Here is a 16,988-nt window from a genome sequence, read left to right on the forward strand (position 1 = left end):
AACATGCTTATCACAGACATGAAACGCGTTATAGAACAAGTTAGCCGGGACAAGGGCATTGAGTTCAATGTGCTGGTTAAAACCCTGGAGGAAGCCCTGCGCTCTGCCGCCAAAAAGAAATTTGGCAACAAAATTGATATTGAAATCCAGTATAACGAAGAAACCGGCGAACTCGAGGTTTTCCAGTTCAAAGAAGTCGTGGACGATGTCACGGATCCGGACTTTCAGATCGAAGTGGAAGAAGCCCGCGAACTGGACCCGGAATGTGAAATCGGCGATGATCTGGGCACCAAAATGGATACCACGACCTTTGGCCGGATTGCCGCGCAATCCGCCAAGCAGGTGATTATCCAGAAACTGAAAATGGCGGAACGTAACGCTGTTTTCAACAGTTTTATCGACCGGGAAGGCGAAAACATCAACGGCATTGTCCAGCGTGTTTCCAGAAACGAAATCATAATCAACCTGGGGCAGGCCGAAGCCGTGCTGCCCAAACGCGAGCAGATCCCCGGCGAGGCCTACCGGCGGGGCGACCGTATCCGGGCCTATATCCTGAAGGTTCACGAAGAAAGCCGGGGGCCGCAGATTGTGCTGTCCAGAACGCATCCCGGGTTTTTGATCAACCTGTTTAAAACCGAGGTCCCGGAAATCAGCGAAGGGATCGTCAATATTCTATCCGCCGCCCGGGATGCCGGAAGCCGGGGCAAGATTGCGGTAAGCACCAATGACCCGGACATCGATCCGGTGGGCGCCTGCGTCGGCATCAAGGGAAACCGGGTGCAAAGCGTGGTGCAGGAACTCAAAGGCGAAAAAATCGACATCATTCCATGGCATATGGATATGGCCAAATTTGTCTGCAACGCGCTGGCACCGGCTGATATCTCCCGGGTGATTATCGACGAGACCAATCACTCCATGGAGGTGGTTGTACCGGATGAAGCCCTTTCCATCGCCATCGGGCGGCAGGGGCAGAACGTTCGGCTTGCCTCCAAGCTGACCGGCTGGCAGCTTGATGTGAAAAGCGAAACCCGGTATGATGAATCCATGCAGGCGGGCTATGAATCCCTGCTGAATCTGCCTGAAATGACGGAGGCGCTGGCGGACAGGATGGTTGAAAACGGATTTTTCTCGGTGGAAGACGTGGCCAAGGCGACTGTGGAGGAAATTGCCGAAGCCGGCCAGATTCCCGATGAAACCGCCCAGGAGTTGATTAACGCCGCTGAAGCGGCCATTGCCGCCCCGTCTGAGCCTGAAGGGCCGGCGGATGCGACGGATTGATCCCGAAAAAGCGATGAAGGGGGCGCGGTAGCGTCGGACGCCTTATTTTTCACGGACCAATTTCCAGATGGAGATATCAATTTGAGCAAAACAGAACTTTAAAACAAGCTCTGAAGGAAGCATAGAAACTAGGGGGATGGATGGCAAAACTAAGAGTTTATGAACTCGCCAGAGAACTTAACATGACCAACAAAGCGCTGCTGGCCAAACTGCAGGACATGGATGTGGAGGTCAAAAACCACATGTCCACTGTTGCCGATGAAACTATATCTAAAGTAAAATCAGAGCTTTATGGTGAAGCCAAAAAAGACACGGCTTACGAGGCCAAGCGGGTTAAACCGAATGTAATCCGTAGGCGGCGAAAGCGTGCGTCAGAAGCTGAACCGGAACCCGAGCAGCCGGCAGAAGCAGAAACACAAGCCCCGGCAGAAGCAGAAAAAGCAGCATCCCCCGAAGCGCCTGAGACAGAAACCGTTTCTCCTGAAGCGGAAACCAAGGAAAGCCCTGAACCGGAAGAAGCGGCGGAAACGACTGAAAAGACCGAAGCACCGGCAGCCGAGGAAAAAACTGAAGCCGCGCCGGAGAAAGCCGAGGAACCCGCTGAAACGGTCGAATCAGAGGCCCGCCCGGCGGAAGCGGACACAACGGCCGAAGCTGAAGAAGGCGCTGAAAAAGCGGAAACAACCGAGGCCGCCAAAGAGGCGGCCGCACCCGAACCGGAAACGCCGGAAACGCCTGAAGAAAAGAAAAAACCGGCCAAGGCCAAGACCAAAAAGAAGCGCAAAAAAGAGACGCCGGCCCGGATCATTCAGATGCCGGAAACACCGGCTGAGCCGGAACCCGAGCCCACTCCGGCCGAAGCTGAGCCGCCGGCGGAAGCCGTTGAAGCCCCGCCCAAGGCGCCGAAGGAGAAAGTAAAGGAAGCCAAAAAACCGGCTGAACCGGCCGAACCGGAAGAAGAGGGCAAGAAGAAGGGCAAGCGCAAAAAGCCGGCGGAGGGCGAAAAAGGTCGGGAAGCGGGTAAAGCCAAAACCGCCTTGCGGCGCAAAGAAGTGGTTGAAGGCGATGCGCTCTATGACAAGAGCTTTGGCCGCGGCAAAAAGAGCCGCAAAAAAGGCAAGCAGGCGGCCCCCAGACCGGCTGCCGAGCAGAAGCCCCAAATCACCACCCCAAAGGCGATCAAAAGGCGGATCAAAGTGGACGACACCATTGTGATTGCGGATCTGGCAAAACGCATGGGCATTAAGGCCAATGAACTGATAAAGACCCTGATGGGCATGGGCATGATGGTGACCGTCAACCAGACCATCGATTTCGAAACCGCCAACCTGGTTGCCGCGGAGTTTAATTTTGAGGTAGAGCGGGCCTCATTTGAAGAAGACGCCATCCTCAAGACCGAAACCGATGAGCCGTCCCAGATGGCGCCGCGGCCGCCGGTGGTTACCATTATGGGCCATGTGGATCACGGCAAGACCTCCCTTCTCGATGTCATCCGGCGCACCAAGGTCACCGAAGGCGAGGCCGGCGGCATTACCCAGCATATCGGCGCCTACCATGTGGAGCTGGACAGCGGGGAGATCGTATTCCTCGACACACCGGGCCATGAGGCCTTTACCTCCATGCGGGCGCGCGGCGCCCAGGTAACCGACCTGGTGGTCCTGGTTGTGGCAGCCGATGACGGCGTGATGCCCCAGACCATCGAGGCCATCGATCACTCAAGGGCGGCCGGCGTGCCGCTTATCGTGGCGGTCAACAAAATTGACAAAAACAACGCGGAGCCGGACCGGATCAAACGGGAAATCGCTGAAAAAGGCCTGGTGCCGGAAGACTGGGGCGGGGATACCATGTTCGTGCCTGTATCCGCCAAAGAGCAGATCGGCATTGACGACCTGCTCGAAATGATCCTTCTGCAAGCTGAAGTACTTGAATTAAAGGCAAATCATAATAAGCTGGCCAAAGGGCATGTGATTGAATCCAAGATGGACACCGGCAGGGGGCCCGTGGCCACCCTGCTTGTGCAGGAAGGCACCCTTAAAACCGGTGATTCAGTGGTCTGCGGGATGTATTACGGTAAAATCCGGGCCATGTACAATGACCGCGGTCAGCAGGTTCAGTCGGCCAGTCCGTCCTATCCGGTAGAAATTGTGGGCCTTTCCGGCGTGCCCATGGCCGGTGATGAATTTGTCACCCTTACGGCAGAAAAAGACGCCAAACAGGTCAGCGAACACCGTCTGCATAAGCAGCGGTCAAAGAATCTGGCCCGTTCGAGCCGGATGAGCCTGGACAAGCTTTACGAAAAAATGATGGAAGGCGAGGTCAAGGACTTAAACCTGATCATCAAGGCCGACGTCCAGGGCTCCATTGAGGCGCTGAAAGACTCCCTGACCAAGCTTTCCACTGAGGAAGTCAAAATCAGCGTGGTCCATTCGGCCGCCGGCCCCATTCATGAATCCGATGTTTCCCTGGCCGCTGTCTCAAACGCCATTATCATAGGGTTTAATGTCCGGCCCAGCGCCAAGGTGGTCAAGATGGCCGAAGAGGAGAACGTGGATATCCGATACTATGATGTTATCTACAATACCATCAAGGACATTAAGGATGCCATGGTGGGCCTCATGGAATCCAAGTTTGAAGAAAAAGTCCTCGGCCGTGCCGAAGTCCGGGATGTCTTTCATGTTCCGAGCGTGGGGACAATTGCCGGCTGCTATGTCACGGACGGCAAAATCCGGCGGGGCATGAATGTCCGCCTGATTCGGGACGGCATTGTCACGTTTGACGGCAAAATCGGCACACTGCGGCGGTTTAAAGATGACGTCAAGGAAGTGGCGCAAAATTACGAATGCGGCCTCCGGATCGAAAATTACAATGACATCAAAGTCGGCGATGTATTGGAGAACTATTACTTTGAGGAGATCAAGCCCGAAATGGCTTGAGCCGGGTCTTTAACCAATGGTCATCGGCGTTGGCGTCATCACCCTGAGACTTCACGACTGCCGCTCGCTCAAGGCCAAGCGGGGCATTATTAAATCCGTGATTCACCGGCTTCAGAACGGATTTAATGCCTCGATCGCTGAAGTAAGCCTAAACGACTCGCTCACCGAGGCACAAATCGGCTTTGCCATGGTCGGCAACGACCGGCGCATGATCAACTCGAAAATGGACAAACTCATCGATTTTACCGAAAAACTGTATCTGGCCGAGTTGATCGAAACAAAAATCGAAATAATGAATATCTAACGGTTTCGCCCCAGCAAAACAGGCGTTGCCATAAAATATGAAGTTAGGCGAGTGTCGCCCGTATGAAACCTTTTAGCCGAGCAGACCGTGTCAGCGGATTGATCCAGGAGGCGGTTTCCAATCTGCTGCAAAAATCAATCAAAGACCCGCGTTTGGAAGCGGTGACCATTACCGGGGTGGATGTGACCCGGGATTTAAAACTGGCCCGCATCTATTTTGTCACATCTTCCGCAGAATCGACCAGTCGGGAGGAAGCTGCCGCGGGGTTTAAAAAAGCTCATGGATTTATCAAATATACTCTTGCACAAGAACTGAATCTAAGGTATATGCCTGAGTTTCAGTTTTTTTACGATGAATCCATTGAATATGGATTTCATATGGATAGAGTTATTGAACGATTAAAAAATGAGCATTCAACAGATAATCAATCAACTGATAAAAAGTGAAAAGATTCTGCTCGCATCTCATATTCATCCGGATGGTGATGCCATTGGATCGCTGCTCAGTCTGGGGCTGGCCCTGGAAGGCATCTCCATGGATGTGGTTTTATACAATGAAAGTCCGATTCCGGCGGTATATCAGTTTCTGCCGTCCATTCACCGCATCAAAAAGAATCCCGGCGACATAGCCGAATACGATACGGCCGTTATCCTGGACTGCTCCGACTTGGGCCGGATCGGCGATGCGGCCCCTGAGGTGAGCGAAATTCCGGTGCTGATCAATATTGATCATCACCTCACCAATACCCGGTTCGGCAATTTCCAATATATTGATCCCCGGGCCTCTTCCACTGCGGAAATGGTTTACCGGCTGATCCGGCAGCTGGGGATCCCGATTAATAGAGGCATTGCGTACGCCATATACACCGGCATTATGGCAGACACCGGCTCATTCCGGTTTTCCAATACAACGCCGGCAGCGTTTGAGATTTCCCACGAAATGGTCACCTGCGGGGCGAATCCCTGCAAAGTCGCCCATCATGTATACGAAACCATTTCGCTGAACCGGATCAAACTGCTGAACATGCTCTTTGATACCATCGAACTCTCGGCAAACGGCAAGCTGTCGGTTATGACCCTGACCCAGAAAATGCTGGATGCGGCGGGCACGAATATCGAAGACGTAAACGGCCTGATCAATTATGCCAAACGGATTGAGAACGTTCGCCTGGCGGCAATGATCTTTGAGCGTAAAAACGGAACAGACAAGAACCGGGGGCGGCGATTCCATGTCAGCCTCCGCTCGGACGGCACCGTGGATGCCGCGGCCATTGCTTCGGCTTTCGGGGGCGGCGGCCACCAGAATGCGGCCGGATTTGATATCCGCGCCTCACTTTCTGAGTTGAAAACAACTATTTTTGATCTATCGGATCATCTGTAATTGAATCCCGGCTGAGATCGGAACCTTTATTGACTATGACGGGAAAACGGCCCACCGGGATTCTAATTGTCGATAAACCGCCGGATATAACATCTGCCGGCGTTGTTAACCGCATTAAACGGTTTCCGGAAGTCAAAAAAATCGGTCATACCGGAACACTTGACCCTTTCGCCACCGGGGTGATGGTGTGCCCGGTCCATGAGGCAACCCGGCTGTCCCGATTTTTTCTTCACGGCCGGAAAACCTATGCTGCGGTCATGTTTCTGGGGATCGAAACCGACACCCAGGATGCCACCGGAACGGTCATCAAATCGCATGAACTGCCGGAGCTGGACAACCGGATGATTCATGCCGCCGTGGGCCGATACCAGGGCGAAATCAGTCAGATTCCGCCGTCCTATTCCGCCTTGAAACACAGGGGCAAACCCTTGTATGAATACGCCAGAAACGGGGCGCCGGTTCAAAAACCGGCCCGGACGGTGACAATAGAGCAAATTTCGATTGAAAGTATAAATTTACCTGAAATCCGCTTTACGGTACGCTGCTCATCCGGGACATACATCCGGACCCTGTGCGCGGATATCGGTACCGCCCTGGGATGCGGCGCCCACCTCAAACAGTTGCGGCGCACTGAGAGCAGCGGGTTTCGGATCGATGAGGCCGAACCGCTGGCAGAGCTGGAGGCGCTGGCCGCCCGGGGCCGGCTTTCGGACAAAATTGTCCCCATGGCCCGGGCCCTTCGCGGCATGCGGGCCCATACAGCGGATAAAGCTTTGACGGAACGAATTAAATATGGAAAAATAATCTATCAGCATGATGTTGACGGCATTCCGGAAAGCGATTACATAAAGATTATAGATGCGCAGGAGAATCTGCTGGCGGTTATTTCCCCCAACCCGAACGGGGATCGCTTTGATTATTGCTGCGTGTTTCATCATGCCTGAGGCGTAAAACAAATTTTTTCAAGGAGGCATAAAGTAATGACCCCAGCAATTAAAAAACATGACACGATTGAAAAGTTCAAGCAGCATGAGAGTGACACCGGTTCTCCGGAGGTCCAGATTGCCCTGCTGACCGATCGGATCAGCCATTTAACCGAACACTTAAAGACCCATAAAAAAGACCATCATTCACGAAGAGGGTTGCTCCTGATGGTCGGTAAACGTCGACGTCTGTTAAACTATGTGAAGAACAAGGATGTGCAGCGCTATCGAGGTATTATCAAGGAGCTCGGGCTCAGACGATAAATCAATTCGACAACTCCCGCGTAAAAACCCCTTCCCCTGCGCCGCCGGGGAATGTACCGGTGGCGTATTATCTATTCTCAGGAGATAACTATGGAAATATCATTTAAAACCCAAATCGGGGCGGAAACCCTAAGCATCCAGACCGGAAAAGTGGCCAAGCAGGCATGCGGCTCGGTCTGGGTCCAGTATGGCGAGACCATCGTCCTGGTCACCGTGGTCTCCGCCGACGAAGAACGGCCGGATATGGATTTTCTCCCTCTGACCGTTGAATACCAGGAAAAAATATACGCCGCCGGCCGGATTCCGGGCAACTACTTCCGCCGCGAGATCGGGCGGCCCAGTGAAAAAGAGACCCTGACATCGCGGCTTACGGACCGCCCCTTACGCCCCTTGTTTCCCAAGGATTACTGCCATGAAACCCAGATCATCGCCACGGTCCTTTCCATGGACAAAGTCAATGATCCGGACATTCTGGCATTAAACGGGGCCTCAGCCGCCCTGGAGATATCAGACGTGCCCTTTGACGGCCCCATCGCCATGGTCCGCGTCGGCCGCATTGACGGTGAATTGATCGTCAACCCGTCCATTGAGCAGTGTAAAGTCTCGGACATCAACGTGATCGTGGCCGGCTCCAAGACCGGCGTGATTATGGTTGAGGGCGGCGGCGATGAGGTCAGCGAAGCGGAAATGATCGAGGCCATCTATTTCGGCCATGAAAAGCTCCAGCCGATTATCGAACTTCAGGAAAAATTAAAGGAAAGCGTGGGCGTGGAAAAACGCGTCTGCGAAATTAAAGCGCCGGACACCGAGCTGACGGAGAAGGTCAGGGCCGAGGCCGGCGATAAAATGGCCGAGGCGCTTACCATTACCGGAAAAATGGACCGGAAAAAGGCTCTTTCAGAGGTCAAGGCGCAAATTCTTGAAAGCCTGGGCGAAGCCTATGAGGACCGGAAAAAAGAGGTCTCCCGCATATTAAACGAGCTGGAGCACGACATCTGCCGGGACATGATGCTGAACCAGGGCCGGCGGATCGACAACCGGCGGTTTGATGAGATCCGGCCGATCGCCTGTGAGGCGGGGATTCTGCCCCGGGTGCACGGCAGCGGGCTCTTCACCCGCGGCGAGACCCAGGTACTCGCCGCCATGACGCTTGGCTCCGGCCAGGATGAGCAGCGGATAGAAACTTTATCCGGAGATGAAACCCAGCCCTTCATGCTTCATTACAATTTCCCCCCCTACTGTGTGGGCGAGGTCAAGCGGCCGGGCGGGCCCAGCCGTCGGGATATCGGCCATGGGGCGCTTGCCAAGCGGGCCATTGAAAAGGTACTGCCGCCCAAGGAGGATTTTGAATACACAATTCGGATCGTCTCCGAAGTGCTCGAATCCAACGGGTCATCCTCCATGGGAACCGTTTGTTCAGCCTCCATGGCGCTCATGGACGGCGGTGTACCCATCAAATCCCCGGTATCCGGTGTTGCCATGGGACTTGTCGCCGAGGGCGACAATATCGTGGTGCTCTCGGACATTCTGGGCGATGAGGACCACCTCGGGGATATGGATTTCAAGGTCGCGGGCACAAGCGATGGAATTACCGCGGTACAGATGGATATCAAAATCAGCGAACTCTCCCGGAATATCCTTGAAAATGCCCTGGAGCAGGCCCGGGCCGGCCGGCTGCATATTCTGGACAAAATGCGCGAGACCATCAACGCCCCGCGAAAAGAGCTCTCCCCCTACGCGCCGATCGTCTACAGCGTCCAGATCAGCCCGGAACGGATCGGGGAGATCATCGGACCGGGCGGCAAAATGATCCGCTCCATCCAGAGCGAAACCGATACCCATATAGAAATCGACGATTCGGGCATTGTCAAAATTTCCGCCCTGAAAAAGGATGATGCGGACAAGGCCATGGAAATCGTCAAAGGCATCGGCATGGATCCGGTGGTCGGCCAAACCTATGAAGGATCAGTGGTCAAAATCACCGATTTCGGCGCCTTTGTCCAGATAAAGCCCAAAACCGAAGGCCTGGTGCATATCTCTGAGATCGCCCCGTACCGGATCAAAAAGGTGACCGATGAAATCCAGCAGGGGGATACCATTAAGGTCAAGGTGATCGACATCACGCCCGAAGGACGGATCAAGCTGAGCCGAAAGGCGCTGATGACATCGGACAACAAATCCGGCTCAGATGATAAAACTGAATCAGATGATAAAAAGAAACGCTCCAAACCCGAGTAAGTAAAAAGGTATCCGCGATGCCGCCTGCAATAGAGATTCCATGCCAACGGGTCCGGCCGGATGAAGATGCGGACATTCCGCTGCCCCGGTACATGACCCCGCATTCCGCCGGCATGGATATCTGTGCGGCGGTATCTGAGCCTTTGATTCTATCGCCCGGCGACATTGCGCTGATCCCCACGGGTTTTGCCATCGCCCTGCCGAACGGCCATGAAGCCCAGATCCGCCCGAGAAGCGGCCTGGCCGTGAAGCACGGCATCGGCCTCATCAATTCCCCCGGCACCATTGATGCGGATTACCGGGGGGAGGTTAAAATCGCACTCATCAACCACGGCAGATCCGATTTTACCATTAATCGGGGCGATCGCATCGCCCAGATGGTGATCCACCAGGTATGCCAGGCCCGCATCGCCCCGGTGACCGAACTCGACGCCTCGGCCCGGAATGCCGGCGGATTCGGCCATACAGGGGTCTAAATGGCCAACCCCGCTAACGGCGATTCCGCCGCCCCTGATCCAACGTCCAACCGCGTTTCCATCTGCATGCTGGCTTCCGGCAGCAGGGGAAACGCCATCTATATCTCATCCGGACAAACCACGCTGTTAATTGACGCCGGGTTTTCCGGCGTGGAGATTGAACGCCGGTTCAGGGCCCGGGGCCTTGCCCCCGATCAGGTGGATGCGATTATCGTCTCCCATGAGCACAATGATCACTTACACGGCGTGGGCGTGCTCGCCAGAAGATACGGCCTGCCGGTGTATATGTCCGCCGAAACCCAGGGCCAAGCCGCTCCCCGGCTGGGCTGCATCCAAACCATTGAAAATTTTGCCTGCGGTACGGATTTTAAGATTAATGATATCGCCATCCACCCCTTTTCCACATCCCATGACGCCTGTGATCCGGCCGGGTTCACGCTTCAAATAAACGGGCATAAAATCGGCGTTGCCACGGATCTTGGCATTGCCACGCATATGGTTAGGCATCACCTGAACGGCTGCGCCTGCCTGGTGCTTGAGGCCAATCACGACCCCCGCATGCTGGAGGACGGCCCCTACCCCTGGCCCATCAAGCAGCGGATCAAAAGCCGGACCGGGCATCTGTCCAATGAGGATTCAAAGACGCTTTTAATGGATGTGATGCATGAAAACCTGAGCCATGTCATTCTCGCCCATATCAGTGAAACCAATAACACGCCGGAAAAGGCGCTTGGCGTAGTGGCGGAAAGGCTTAACGGAGACGCTCCGAAATTCACGGTGGCGCTGCAGCAGGCGCCGTCGCCGCTTATTTATTTATAATCTCGCAAAGCCTGCTAAGGACGCAAAGCTTTTATCAAAGCCCCCTTTGCGTCTCTGCGTCTCTGCGGGCGAAAAATTGTAACCAAGAATACAAGGGAGGGAGCCTATGCTCTCGCTTTTTACCGGCCAGATCCGGGTGGAACTTAAAACAGGAATTGACATTGTCGATATCAGCGATAAAATCACTCGCCTTATCCGGGAGTCCGGGATTGACACCGGCAGCGTAAATGCCACGGTGATCGGCTCCACCGGCTCAATCACCACAATTGAGCATGAGCCCGGCGTGGTGGAGGATCTCAGGCAGGCCATTAACCGGATGGCCCCGCCGGATATCGTCTACGAACATGAAAAAGCCTGGCACGACGGAAACGGCCACAGCCATGTGCAGGCGGCGATCCTCGGCCCCTCCATTGTGCTGCCCGTAAGAGGGGGCAGCCTGAACCTGGGCACCTGGCAGCAGGTGGTGGTGATCAATCATGATAACCGGGCCAGAGAGCGCCGGGTTGACATTTCGATAATCGGAGAAAAAACAGAAGCATGACCGGTTTGAAAAAAAATTCCACGGGATTAAAATCTGACGGGCGGGATAAAAACTGATGGAATACCTGCGTGCGGCCATCCAGTTTATTACCCTCCTGCCGGCGGGCAGAACGCCCGCCTATTACCCAAGGGAGATGATCGCCTTTTTCCCGGCCGTGGGCCTGCTCCTTGGCCTGATCCTCGCGGTATTCGATGCCATCGCCCTCAAGCTATGGCCCGGCACGTTTGTGCCCGCGGTACTCGATATTGTTTTATTGATTTTTCTGACCGGCGCCCTGCATGTTGACGGACTGGCTGACAGCGCGGACGGACTTTTCGGCCACCGGGACAGGGAAAGCATTCTTGCCATCATGAAGGACAGCCGGATCGGCGTGATGGGCATGACCGCCGTGATCTGCGCCCTGGCCATTAAATTCGCCGGCATCTCGGCCTTGCCGGCACACGCCCCCTATTCGCGGTTTCTGATCCTGCTGGTGGTCCCGGGGTTTTCCCGGGCCGCCATGATATTTGCCATCCACCGGCTACCCTATGGGCGGCCGGGGGGCGGCACCGGATTTGATCTGTTTGAAAAGCCCATACACCTTACGGATTACTGGGGGCTGGGGCTTTGCCTGCTGCTCAGCCTTTTTATCGGCTGGCGGGGCATTTTCCTGATTTTCGTTTTTTTTGCTTTGGTCTTCGGCATACTCTACTACTACCGCCGCCGCATGGGATGCGTCACCGGTGATATGCTGGGGGCCATGACCGAAGCGACCGAATCGCTTCTTTTTCTTGCCGCCACTCTCGGCGGCACCGGCTTGGCGACGGGGCTGTCATGATTATCGGCCACGGGGGAAACATCCATCTTCTGGCCCGGCAACTGGGATGCCGGCCCGAAGACATCATTGACATGAGCAGCAACATGAATCCGCTCGGCCCGCCCCCCGGCCTGATGGAACACTTAAGCGCCCAGCTGGACAGCATTTTCGTCCTGCCGGAGGCGGATGCGGACCGGATGAAAACCGCAGCCGCGGATTGGCACCAGGTGCGCCCCGCCCAGGTGCTTGGCGGAAACGGCACCACGCAGTTCATCTATAACCTGCCCCGGGCCTTAAAGACTAAAAAGGCCCTGATTGTGGCGCCCACCTATGCGGACTATGCGGATGCCTGCCGGATGGAGGCCGTGGCCTGGGACTATCTTTTCACCCGGGCAGAAGATGACTTCATGCCGGATATCAGCACCCTGGATGAAACGGCATCCGCCTATGACACGGTTTTTATCTGCAATCCGAACAACCCCACCGGCCGGCTGATGCCCGCCGGCGAACTGAAATGGATCTGCCGGAAACACCCGGAAACCCGGTTTATCATTGATGAATCCTACCTGCCCTTTGTTTTAAACGGCGATAAGGAAAGTCTTGTCGGTATGGATCTGGAAAATGTCATGATCCTTTCTTCCATGTCCAAAATCTTCCGGATACCGGGACTGCGGGTGGGCTTTCTCATCGGCGCGGAAACGGTGATCCAGAAACTTTCCGCCTATGCCATGCCCTGGAGTGTCAACAGCCTGGCCCAGGAGGCCATCTGTTACCTGCTTACCCAACCCGACAGGGTGCGGCGCTTTATCGAATCTGCCCGGGATTTTGTCGCTCAAGAAAAGAAACGCTTTATGACGGCTTTTAAAGATGTGCCGGGGATTCGGTTCTATCCCTCAGAAACCGGATTTTTTCTTGGTGAACTAGAAAATATGACGGCTGAGACGGTTTGCACGGAAATGGCCCGGCATCGCTTTCTTATCCGGGACTGCAGCAATTTCCGCGGCCTTTCAGACAGATTCATCCGCATTTCCCTGAAAACCGCCGCGGAAAATGAAAAGGCCGCTCAGATGCTTGAGCAAATTATCAGGGATTAGATATCTCTATATGAAAAACGCCCAGCTCTGCACAAATATTATCAACGGGGATGAAACCGTTACCTATTACCGCTCCCTGCATGCGGTAACCACCGAAGACGGAATGAACCTGGTGATGACCCGCAAATCCCCGGTGAATCAGGATCCGGTGGCGCCGGTCATGCTGGTGCATGGGCTGGGTCAGAATCGCTACACATGGACGCTCTCCCGCCGAAGTTTTGAGAACTATCTGATTGCTAATGGATTCGAAACCTTTAACATTGAGCTCCGCGGCCATGGGCTAAGCCGGGCCAACGGCAGTGATTATCCGCTCGAGTTTGAAAACTACCTGTTCTACGACATGCCGGCCTTTTTCAAATCCATCAGCCACATAACCGGGGGTAAAAAACTCTTCTACATCGGCCACAGCCTGGGCGGCTCCATCGCCTACTGCATTGGCTCCCGATTCAATGATCAACTGGCCGGCATTATTTCCATCGGCGGCCCCTATTCCATGGCCCGGGGCAACCGGCTGCTGCAAACAATTGCCCATACCGGCGTGACCCTGGGTAAATTCTATCCCTTCAGAAAACTTCAGCCGGAAGTCTTCTACATCGACTATATCGGGGTGCTTGCCTCAATGGGCCTGGGGCTCTTAGACCATAAATGGTACCGGCTGCCGCTCCAGATCTGGCATCCGGGCAGCATTGAGCGCGATATCCTTCATGAACGGGTCACCAAGGGGTTTGACCGCACCAGCTTTAATGTGATTAAATTCTTTTTCAAATGGGGGGCCCGGAAAAAATTTATCAGCAGTGACGGCCGAATCGATTTTGAAGAAAACATTTCGCAGCTCACCGCGCCCATTCTTTTCGTGAACGGCGACCGGGACTGTGGAGTCCCTGAGGATGCGGTCATAGCGGCCTATGAAAAAGCCGCTGCCGAGGACAAAACCTTCAAAATATTCGGCGAGGAAAAGCCCGGCCTGCACTGGGGACATATCGACCTGATTATCGGCAGACATGCGCCGGCCATCACCTGGCCCTACATGCTCAATTGGATGAAAGCCGTCTAAATGGCCTATCAAACCCATGTCAGCACCGGCTGGCGCAGCCTGGACAAAATTATCGACCACCTGCGCAGAGGCGATAACGTTGTCTGGCAGGTGGATGAAATCGACGATTACAAACGCCTGGTCACGCCTTTTGTCAACAGCGCGTCCGAAAGGGGGGACCGGGTCGTCTATATGCGGTTTGCCCGCCACGCACCGCTTCTTGAAGAAGGGGAGAACATATCCGTATACCACCTGCCGCTTGAGAGCGGATTTGAATCGTTTTCCGCAGACGTCCACAGCATCATTACCCGCGAGGGACGCGATGTCTGTTATGTTTTTGACTCCCTGTCCGAACTGCTGCATGTATGGGCAACGGATCTGATGATCGGCGATTTCTTTTTCATTACCTGCCCCTATCTGTTTGAACTAAACACCATTGCCTACTTTGCCATCCGCCGCCACCGGCATTCCTTCAAGGCCATCGCCCGGATCCGGGAAATCACCCAGGTGCTTATCGATGTCTATAAATACGAGGGACAGATGTGCATCCATCCGGTCAAGGTCAAGCACCGCTATTCCCCGACCATGTTTTTCCCCCACATCATGGAAGAAGACCATCTGGTGCCGGTCATCAACAGCGTTGAGGCTACCCGGCTGTTCTCGGATCTTTCAAGAAGTAATGAGGCCTCCGCCCGCCGGCATCTGGATTATTGGGACCGCCTGTTCATAGAGGCCAGGGAACTGGTGGCATCCGGGGCAGGAGCAGAGGAAAAAACCGATATGGTGGATCAGCTGAGCCGCCTCATGCTCTCCCGCAATAAACAGATACTTTCCCTGATCAGGCAGTTTATGTGCCTGGAGGATCTTCTTCAAATTAAGGAGCGCCTTATCGGCACGGGCTTTATCGGCGGCAAATCGGTGGGCATGCTGCTTTCCCGCAAGATCCTGATGCAGGATGCGGCCCTTGACTGGCAGGCAGTCCTTGAACCCCATGATTCTTTCTATATCGGCTCGGATGTTTTCTATTCCTATATTGTCCAAAACGGCTGGTGGAAGCTGTTTATGGCGCATAAAACCAGCGAGGGCTATTTTGCCAAAGCGGCTGAACTGAAAAACAAAATGCTTGGCGGAATTTTTGCCGAAGAGATCACTGAAAAGTTTCAGCTGCTGCTCGAGTATTTCGGCCAGTCCCCGATCATTGTGCGCTCCAGCAGCCTGCTGGAAGATGCCTACGGCAATGCATTTGCCGGTAAATATGACAGCTTTTTCTGCGTCAATCAGGGGCCGCCGGAAAAACGATACGAGGAATTCATAAATGCGGTGCGGCAGGTCTACGCCAGCACCATGAGCCGGGACGCCCTGGCCTACAGGCGTCAAAGGGGCCTTGAGGAAAGCGATGAACAAATGGCGCTTCTGGTTCAGCGGGTGTCCGGGAGCTATCACAAGCACTACTTCTTCCCTGAGCTGGCCGGCGTGGGGCTATCCCGCAACCCGTTTATCTGGCAGAAGGGGATGGACGCAAAGGCGGGCATGGTCCGCCTCGTACTGGGGATGGGAACGCGGGCGGTCAACCGGGTGGAAAACGATTATCCGCGGATTATTGCCATGGACAACCCCCTGACCAAACCCCTGGCCGGCATCATGGATATCCGGAAATTTTCCCAGCACCGGGTGGATTTACTGAACCTTGAGGAAAATCAATTCGAAACCCTCCACCTCAAAGAGCTGATCGAAAACAATCTGATCGCCCACATGGATCTGGTGGGCGTTCGGGATTCGGCGGCCGCCGAGCAGATGCGGCAGATGGGACGGCCCGGCAAAGAGTACTGGATATTAACCTTTGATCCCTTTCTTGAAAAAACCCCCTTCATCCGCCTGATGGGCGACATTCTGGCAAAGCTTGAATCGGCCTATCAAAATCCGGTGGAGACGGAATTTACGCTTAACTTTGGCAAGGCCGGGGAGCTTCGCATCAATCTGCTGCAATGCCGGCCATTTCAGACAATCGGAAATTTTGATAAAGCCGCAATGCCCGAAAAAATCGGCGACGAGCAGACGGTTATCCGGATTGAAGGCAATTTTATGGGGGGCAATCTTGTACAGCCGATTTCTAAACTCATTTTCGTCTCTCCGCAGGCATATGCCGAGCTCGCGCCGCCGGAGAAATTCGCCGTGGCAAGGCTGGTGGGCAAGCTGAACCGGTTTCTGAAAACAAGGGATAAGACCCCGACGCTGCTCATGGGCCCGGGCCGGTGGGGCACCCAAAGCCCGGAAATGGGGATACCGGTAAAATTCTCGGAAATCAACAATATCGCGGTGATTGCCGAAATCAGCCATCAGATGGGCAACATGATACCGGATTTATCCTTTGGCACCCATTTTTTCCATGATTTAATCGAAACCGGTATCTTCTATATGGCGATCTATCCGGAAAGTGCCGGCGTGGTGTTTAAAACGGATTGGCTGCAATCCCTGCCGAACGAACTCGAGGGCATGCTTCCGGCAGCGCGCCACCTGCGTGATGTTGTCAAAATCGCGGATATCAGCGAATACGGGCTTATGCTGGCCTCGGATATCTCGGCCCAGCAGGTGATCTGCTACCTGTCAAACCCACCCGGCGGGACCGGTTGACGGCTTCGCAAAAAATCAGTTTATACTATTGTTTGGTTTTTTGAATGTATTCCCCCCGGGCCGTGCGCCCGGGACCGACCATAAAAGTAACTTTTGCTGCCGGGTATAAGCACTGAGGGAAAATACGAATAATAGGTTTCAGATGTCAGGTTTCAGGTTTCAGGAAATATTACACGAGCGAGCCAAAATTTTTGCAAGCCTGAACACTGAACACTGAA

Annotated in this window: 15 protein-coding genes; all 15 read left to right on the forward strand. The window is 54.4% G+C overall.

What is annotated here, in order from left to right; all coding sequences use genetic code 11:
- Positions 1-3 precede the first annotated feature (3 nt).
- The 15 genes from nusA to U5L07_06660 all read left to right on the forward strand — a co-directional run bounded on the left by nusA (position 4) and on the right by U5L07_06660 (position 16,770).
- Entirely contained in the window at positions 4-1,278 is a 1,275-nt protein-coding gene (gene nusA / locus U5L07_06590) for a transcription termination factor NusA (GenBank protein ID MDZ7831400.1), read from the forward strand.
- Positions 1,279-1,418: 140 nt separating this feature from the next.
- The gene (gene infB / locus U5L07_06595) at positions 1,419-4,211 is read left to right on the forward strand and encodes a translation initiation factor IF-2 (protein MDZ7831401.1); all 2,793 of its coding nucleotides are present in this window, start codon (positions 1,419-1,421) and stop codon (positions 4,209-4,211) included.
- A gap of 16 nt (positions 4,212-4,227) precedes the next feature.
- Entirely contained in the window at positions 4,228-4,515 is a 288-nt protein-coding gene (locus U5L07_06600) for a DUF503 domain-containing protein (protein MDZ7831402.1), read from the forward strand.
- 62 nt (positions 4,516-4,577) lie between these two features.
- On the forward strand, positions 4,578-4,961 hold the full coding sequence (gene rbfA, locus U5L07_06605; protein MDZ7831403.1) for a 30S ribosome-binding factor RbfA: 384 nt from the start codon (positions 4,578-4,580) through the stop codon (positions 4,959-4,961).
- Positions 4,921-5,895: a bifunctional oligoribonuclease/PAP phosphatase NrnA gene (locus U5L07_06610; GenBank protein MDZ7831404.1), complete on the forward strand. Its 975-nt coding sequence runs from the start codon at positions 4,921-4,923 to the stop codon at positions 5,893-5,895. The genes rbfA and U5L07_06610 overlap by 41 nt, the downstream gene beginning before the upstream one ends.
- A gap of 35 nt (positions 5,896-5,930) precedes the next feature.
- On the forward strand, positions 5,931-6,839 hold the full coding sequence (gene truB / locus U5L07_06615; protein ID MDZ7831405.1) for a tRNA pseudouridine(55) synthase TruB: 909 nt from the start codon (positions 5,931-5,933) through the stop codon (positions 6,837-6,839).
- Between the two features lie 36 nt (positions 6,840-6,875).
- The gene (rpsO, locus tag U5L07_06620) at positions 6,876-7,142 is read left to right on the forward strand and encodes a 30S ribosomal protein S15 (protein ID MDZ7831406.1); all 267 of its coding nucleotides are present in this window, start codon (positions 6,876-6,878) and stop codon (positions 7,140-7,142) included.
- A gap of 90 nt (positions 7,143-7,232) precedes the next feature.
- Positions 7,233-9,380, forward strand: coding sequence for a polyribonucleotide nucleotidyltransferase (pnp, locus tag U5L07_06625; protein ID MDZ7831407.1), 2,148 nt, complete (start codon positions 7,233-7,235; stop codon positions 9,378-9,380).
- A gap of 17 nt (positions 9,381-9,397) precedes the next feature.
- Positions 9,398-9,856, forward strand: a complete 459-nt coding sequence (gene dut, locus U5L07_06630) for a dUTP diphosphatase (protein MDZ7831408.1) — start codon at positions 9,398-9,400, stop codon at positions 9,854-9,856.
- Entirely contained in the window at positions 9,857-10,675 is an 819-nt protein-coding gene (locus U5L07_06635; protein ID MDZ7831409.1) for an MBL fold metallo-hydrolase, read from the forward strand.
- A 106-nt stretch (positions 10,676-10,781) separates the two neighbouring features.
- Positions 10,782-11,216, forward strand: coding sequence for a secondary thiamine-phosphate synthase enzyme YjbQ (locus U5L07_06640; GenBank protein ID MDZ7831410.1), 435 nt, complete (start codon positions 10,782-10,784; stop codon positions 11,214-11,216).
- A gap of 55 nt (positions 11,217-11,271) precedes the next feature.
- Positions 11,272-12,033: an adenosylcobinamide-GDP ribazoletransferase gene (gene cobS, locus U5L07_06645; protein ID MDZ7831411.1), complete on the forward strand. Its 762-nt coding sequence runs from the start codon at positions 11,272-11,274 to the stop codon at positions 12,031-12,033.
- A complete protein-coding gene (locus tag U5L07_06650; GenBank protein MDZ7831412.1) occupies positions 12,030-13,106 on the forward strand; it encodes a threonine-phosphate decarboxylase in 1,077 nt (358 codons plus the stop codon). Before cobS ends, U5L07_06650 begins: the two co-directional genes overlap by 4 nt.
- Positions 13,107-13,116: 10 nt before the next feature.
- Positions 13,117-14,160, forward strand: a complete 1,044-nt coding sequence (locus U5L07_06655; GenBank protein MDZ7831413.1) for an alpha/beta fold hydrolase — start codon at positions 13,117-13,119, stop codon at positions 14,158-14,160.
- Positions 14,161-16,770, forward strand: a complete 2,610-nt coding sequence (locus U5L07_06660) for a PEP/pyruvate-binding domain-containing protein (GenBank protein MDZ7831414.1) — start codon at positions 14,161-14,163, stop codon at positions 16,768-16,770.
- The last annotated feature ends 218 nt before the right edge of the window (positions 16,771-16,988 follow it).

The organism is Desulfobacterales bacterium (assembly GCA_034520365.1).
Taxonomy (GTDB): Bacteria; Desulfobacterota; Desulfobacteria; order Desulfobacterales; family Desulfosalsimonadaceae; genus M55B175.

Excerpts from the sequence above, each read along its gene's own strand:
- truB (MDZ7831405.1), top strand. The coding sequence starts at position 5,931 with ATGACGGGAAAACGGCCCACCGGGATTCTAATTGTCGATAAACCGCCG.
- U5L07_06655 (MDZ7831413.1), top strand. The coding sequence starts at position 13,117 with ATGAAAAACGCCCAGCTCTGCACAAATATTATCAACGGGGATGAAACC.
- rbfA (MDZ7831403.1), top strand. The coding sequence starts at position 4,578 with ATGAAACCTTTTAGCCGAGCAGACCGTGTCAGCGGATTGATCCAGGAG.
- U5L07_06650 (MDZ7831412.1), top strand. The coding sequence starts at position 12,030 with ATGATTATCGGCCACGGGGGAAACATCCATCTTCTGGCCCGGCAACTG.
- nusA (MDZ7831400.1), top strand. The coding sequence starts at position 4 with ATGCTTATCACAGACATGAAACGCGTTATAGAACAAGTTAGCCGGGAC.
- infB (MDZ7831401.1), top strand. The coding sequence starts at position 1,419 with ATGGCAAAACTAAGAGTTTATGAACTCGCCAGAGAACTTAACATGACC.
- U5L07_06660 (MDZ7831414.1), top strand. The coding sequence starts at position 14,161 with ATGGCCTATCAAACCCATGTCAGCACCGGCTGGCGCAGCCTGGACAAA.
- U5L07_06640 (MDZ7831410.1), top strand. The coding sequence starts at position 10,782 with ATGCTCTCGCTTTTTACCGGCCAGATCCGGGTGGAACTTAAAACAGGA.
- rpsO (MDZ7831406.1), top strand. The coding sequence starts at position 6,876 with ATGACCCCAGCAATTAAAAAACATGACACGATTGAAAAGTTCAAGCAG.
- U5L07_06600 (MDZ7831402.1), top strand. The coding sequence starts at position 4,228 with ATGGTCATCGGCGTTGGCGTCATCACCCTGAGACTTCACGACTGCCGC.
- U5L07_06635 (MDZ7831409.1), top strand. The coding sequence starts at position 9,857 with ATGGCCAACCCCGCTAACGGCGATTCCGCCGCCCCTGATCCAACGTCC.
- U5L07_06610 (MDZ7831404.1), top strand. The coding sequence starts at position 4,921 with ATGAGCATTCAACAGATAATCAATCAACTGATAAAAAGTGAAAAGATT.
- pnp (MDZ7831407.1), top strand. The coding sequence starts at position 7,233 with ATGGAAATATCATTTAAAACCCAAATCGGGGCGGAAACCCTAAGCATC.
- cobS (MDZ7831411.1), top strand. The coding sequence starts at position 11,272 with ATGGAATACCTGCGTGCGGCCATCCAGTTTATTACCCTCCTGCCGGCG.
- dut (MDZ7831408.1), top strand. The coding sequence starts at position 9,398 with ATGCCGCCTGCAATAGAGATTCCATGCCAACGGGTCCGGCCGGATGAA.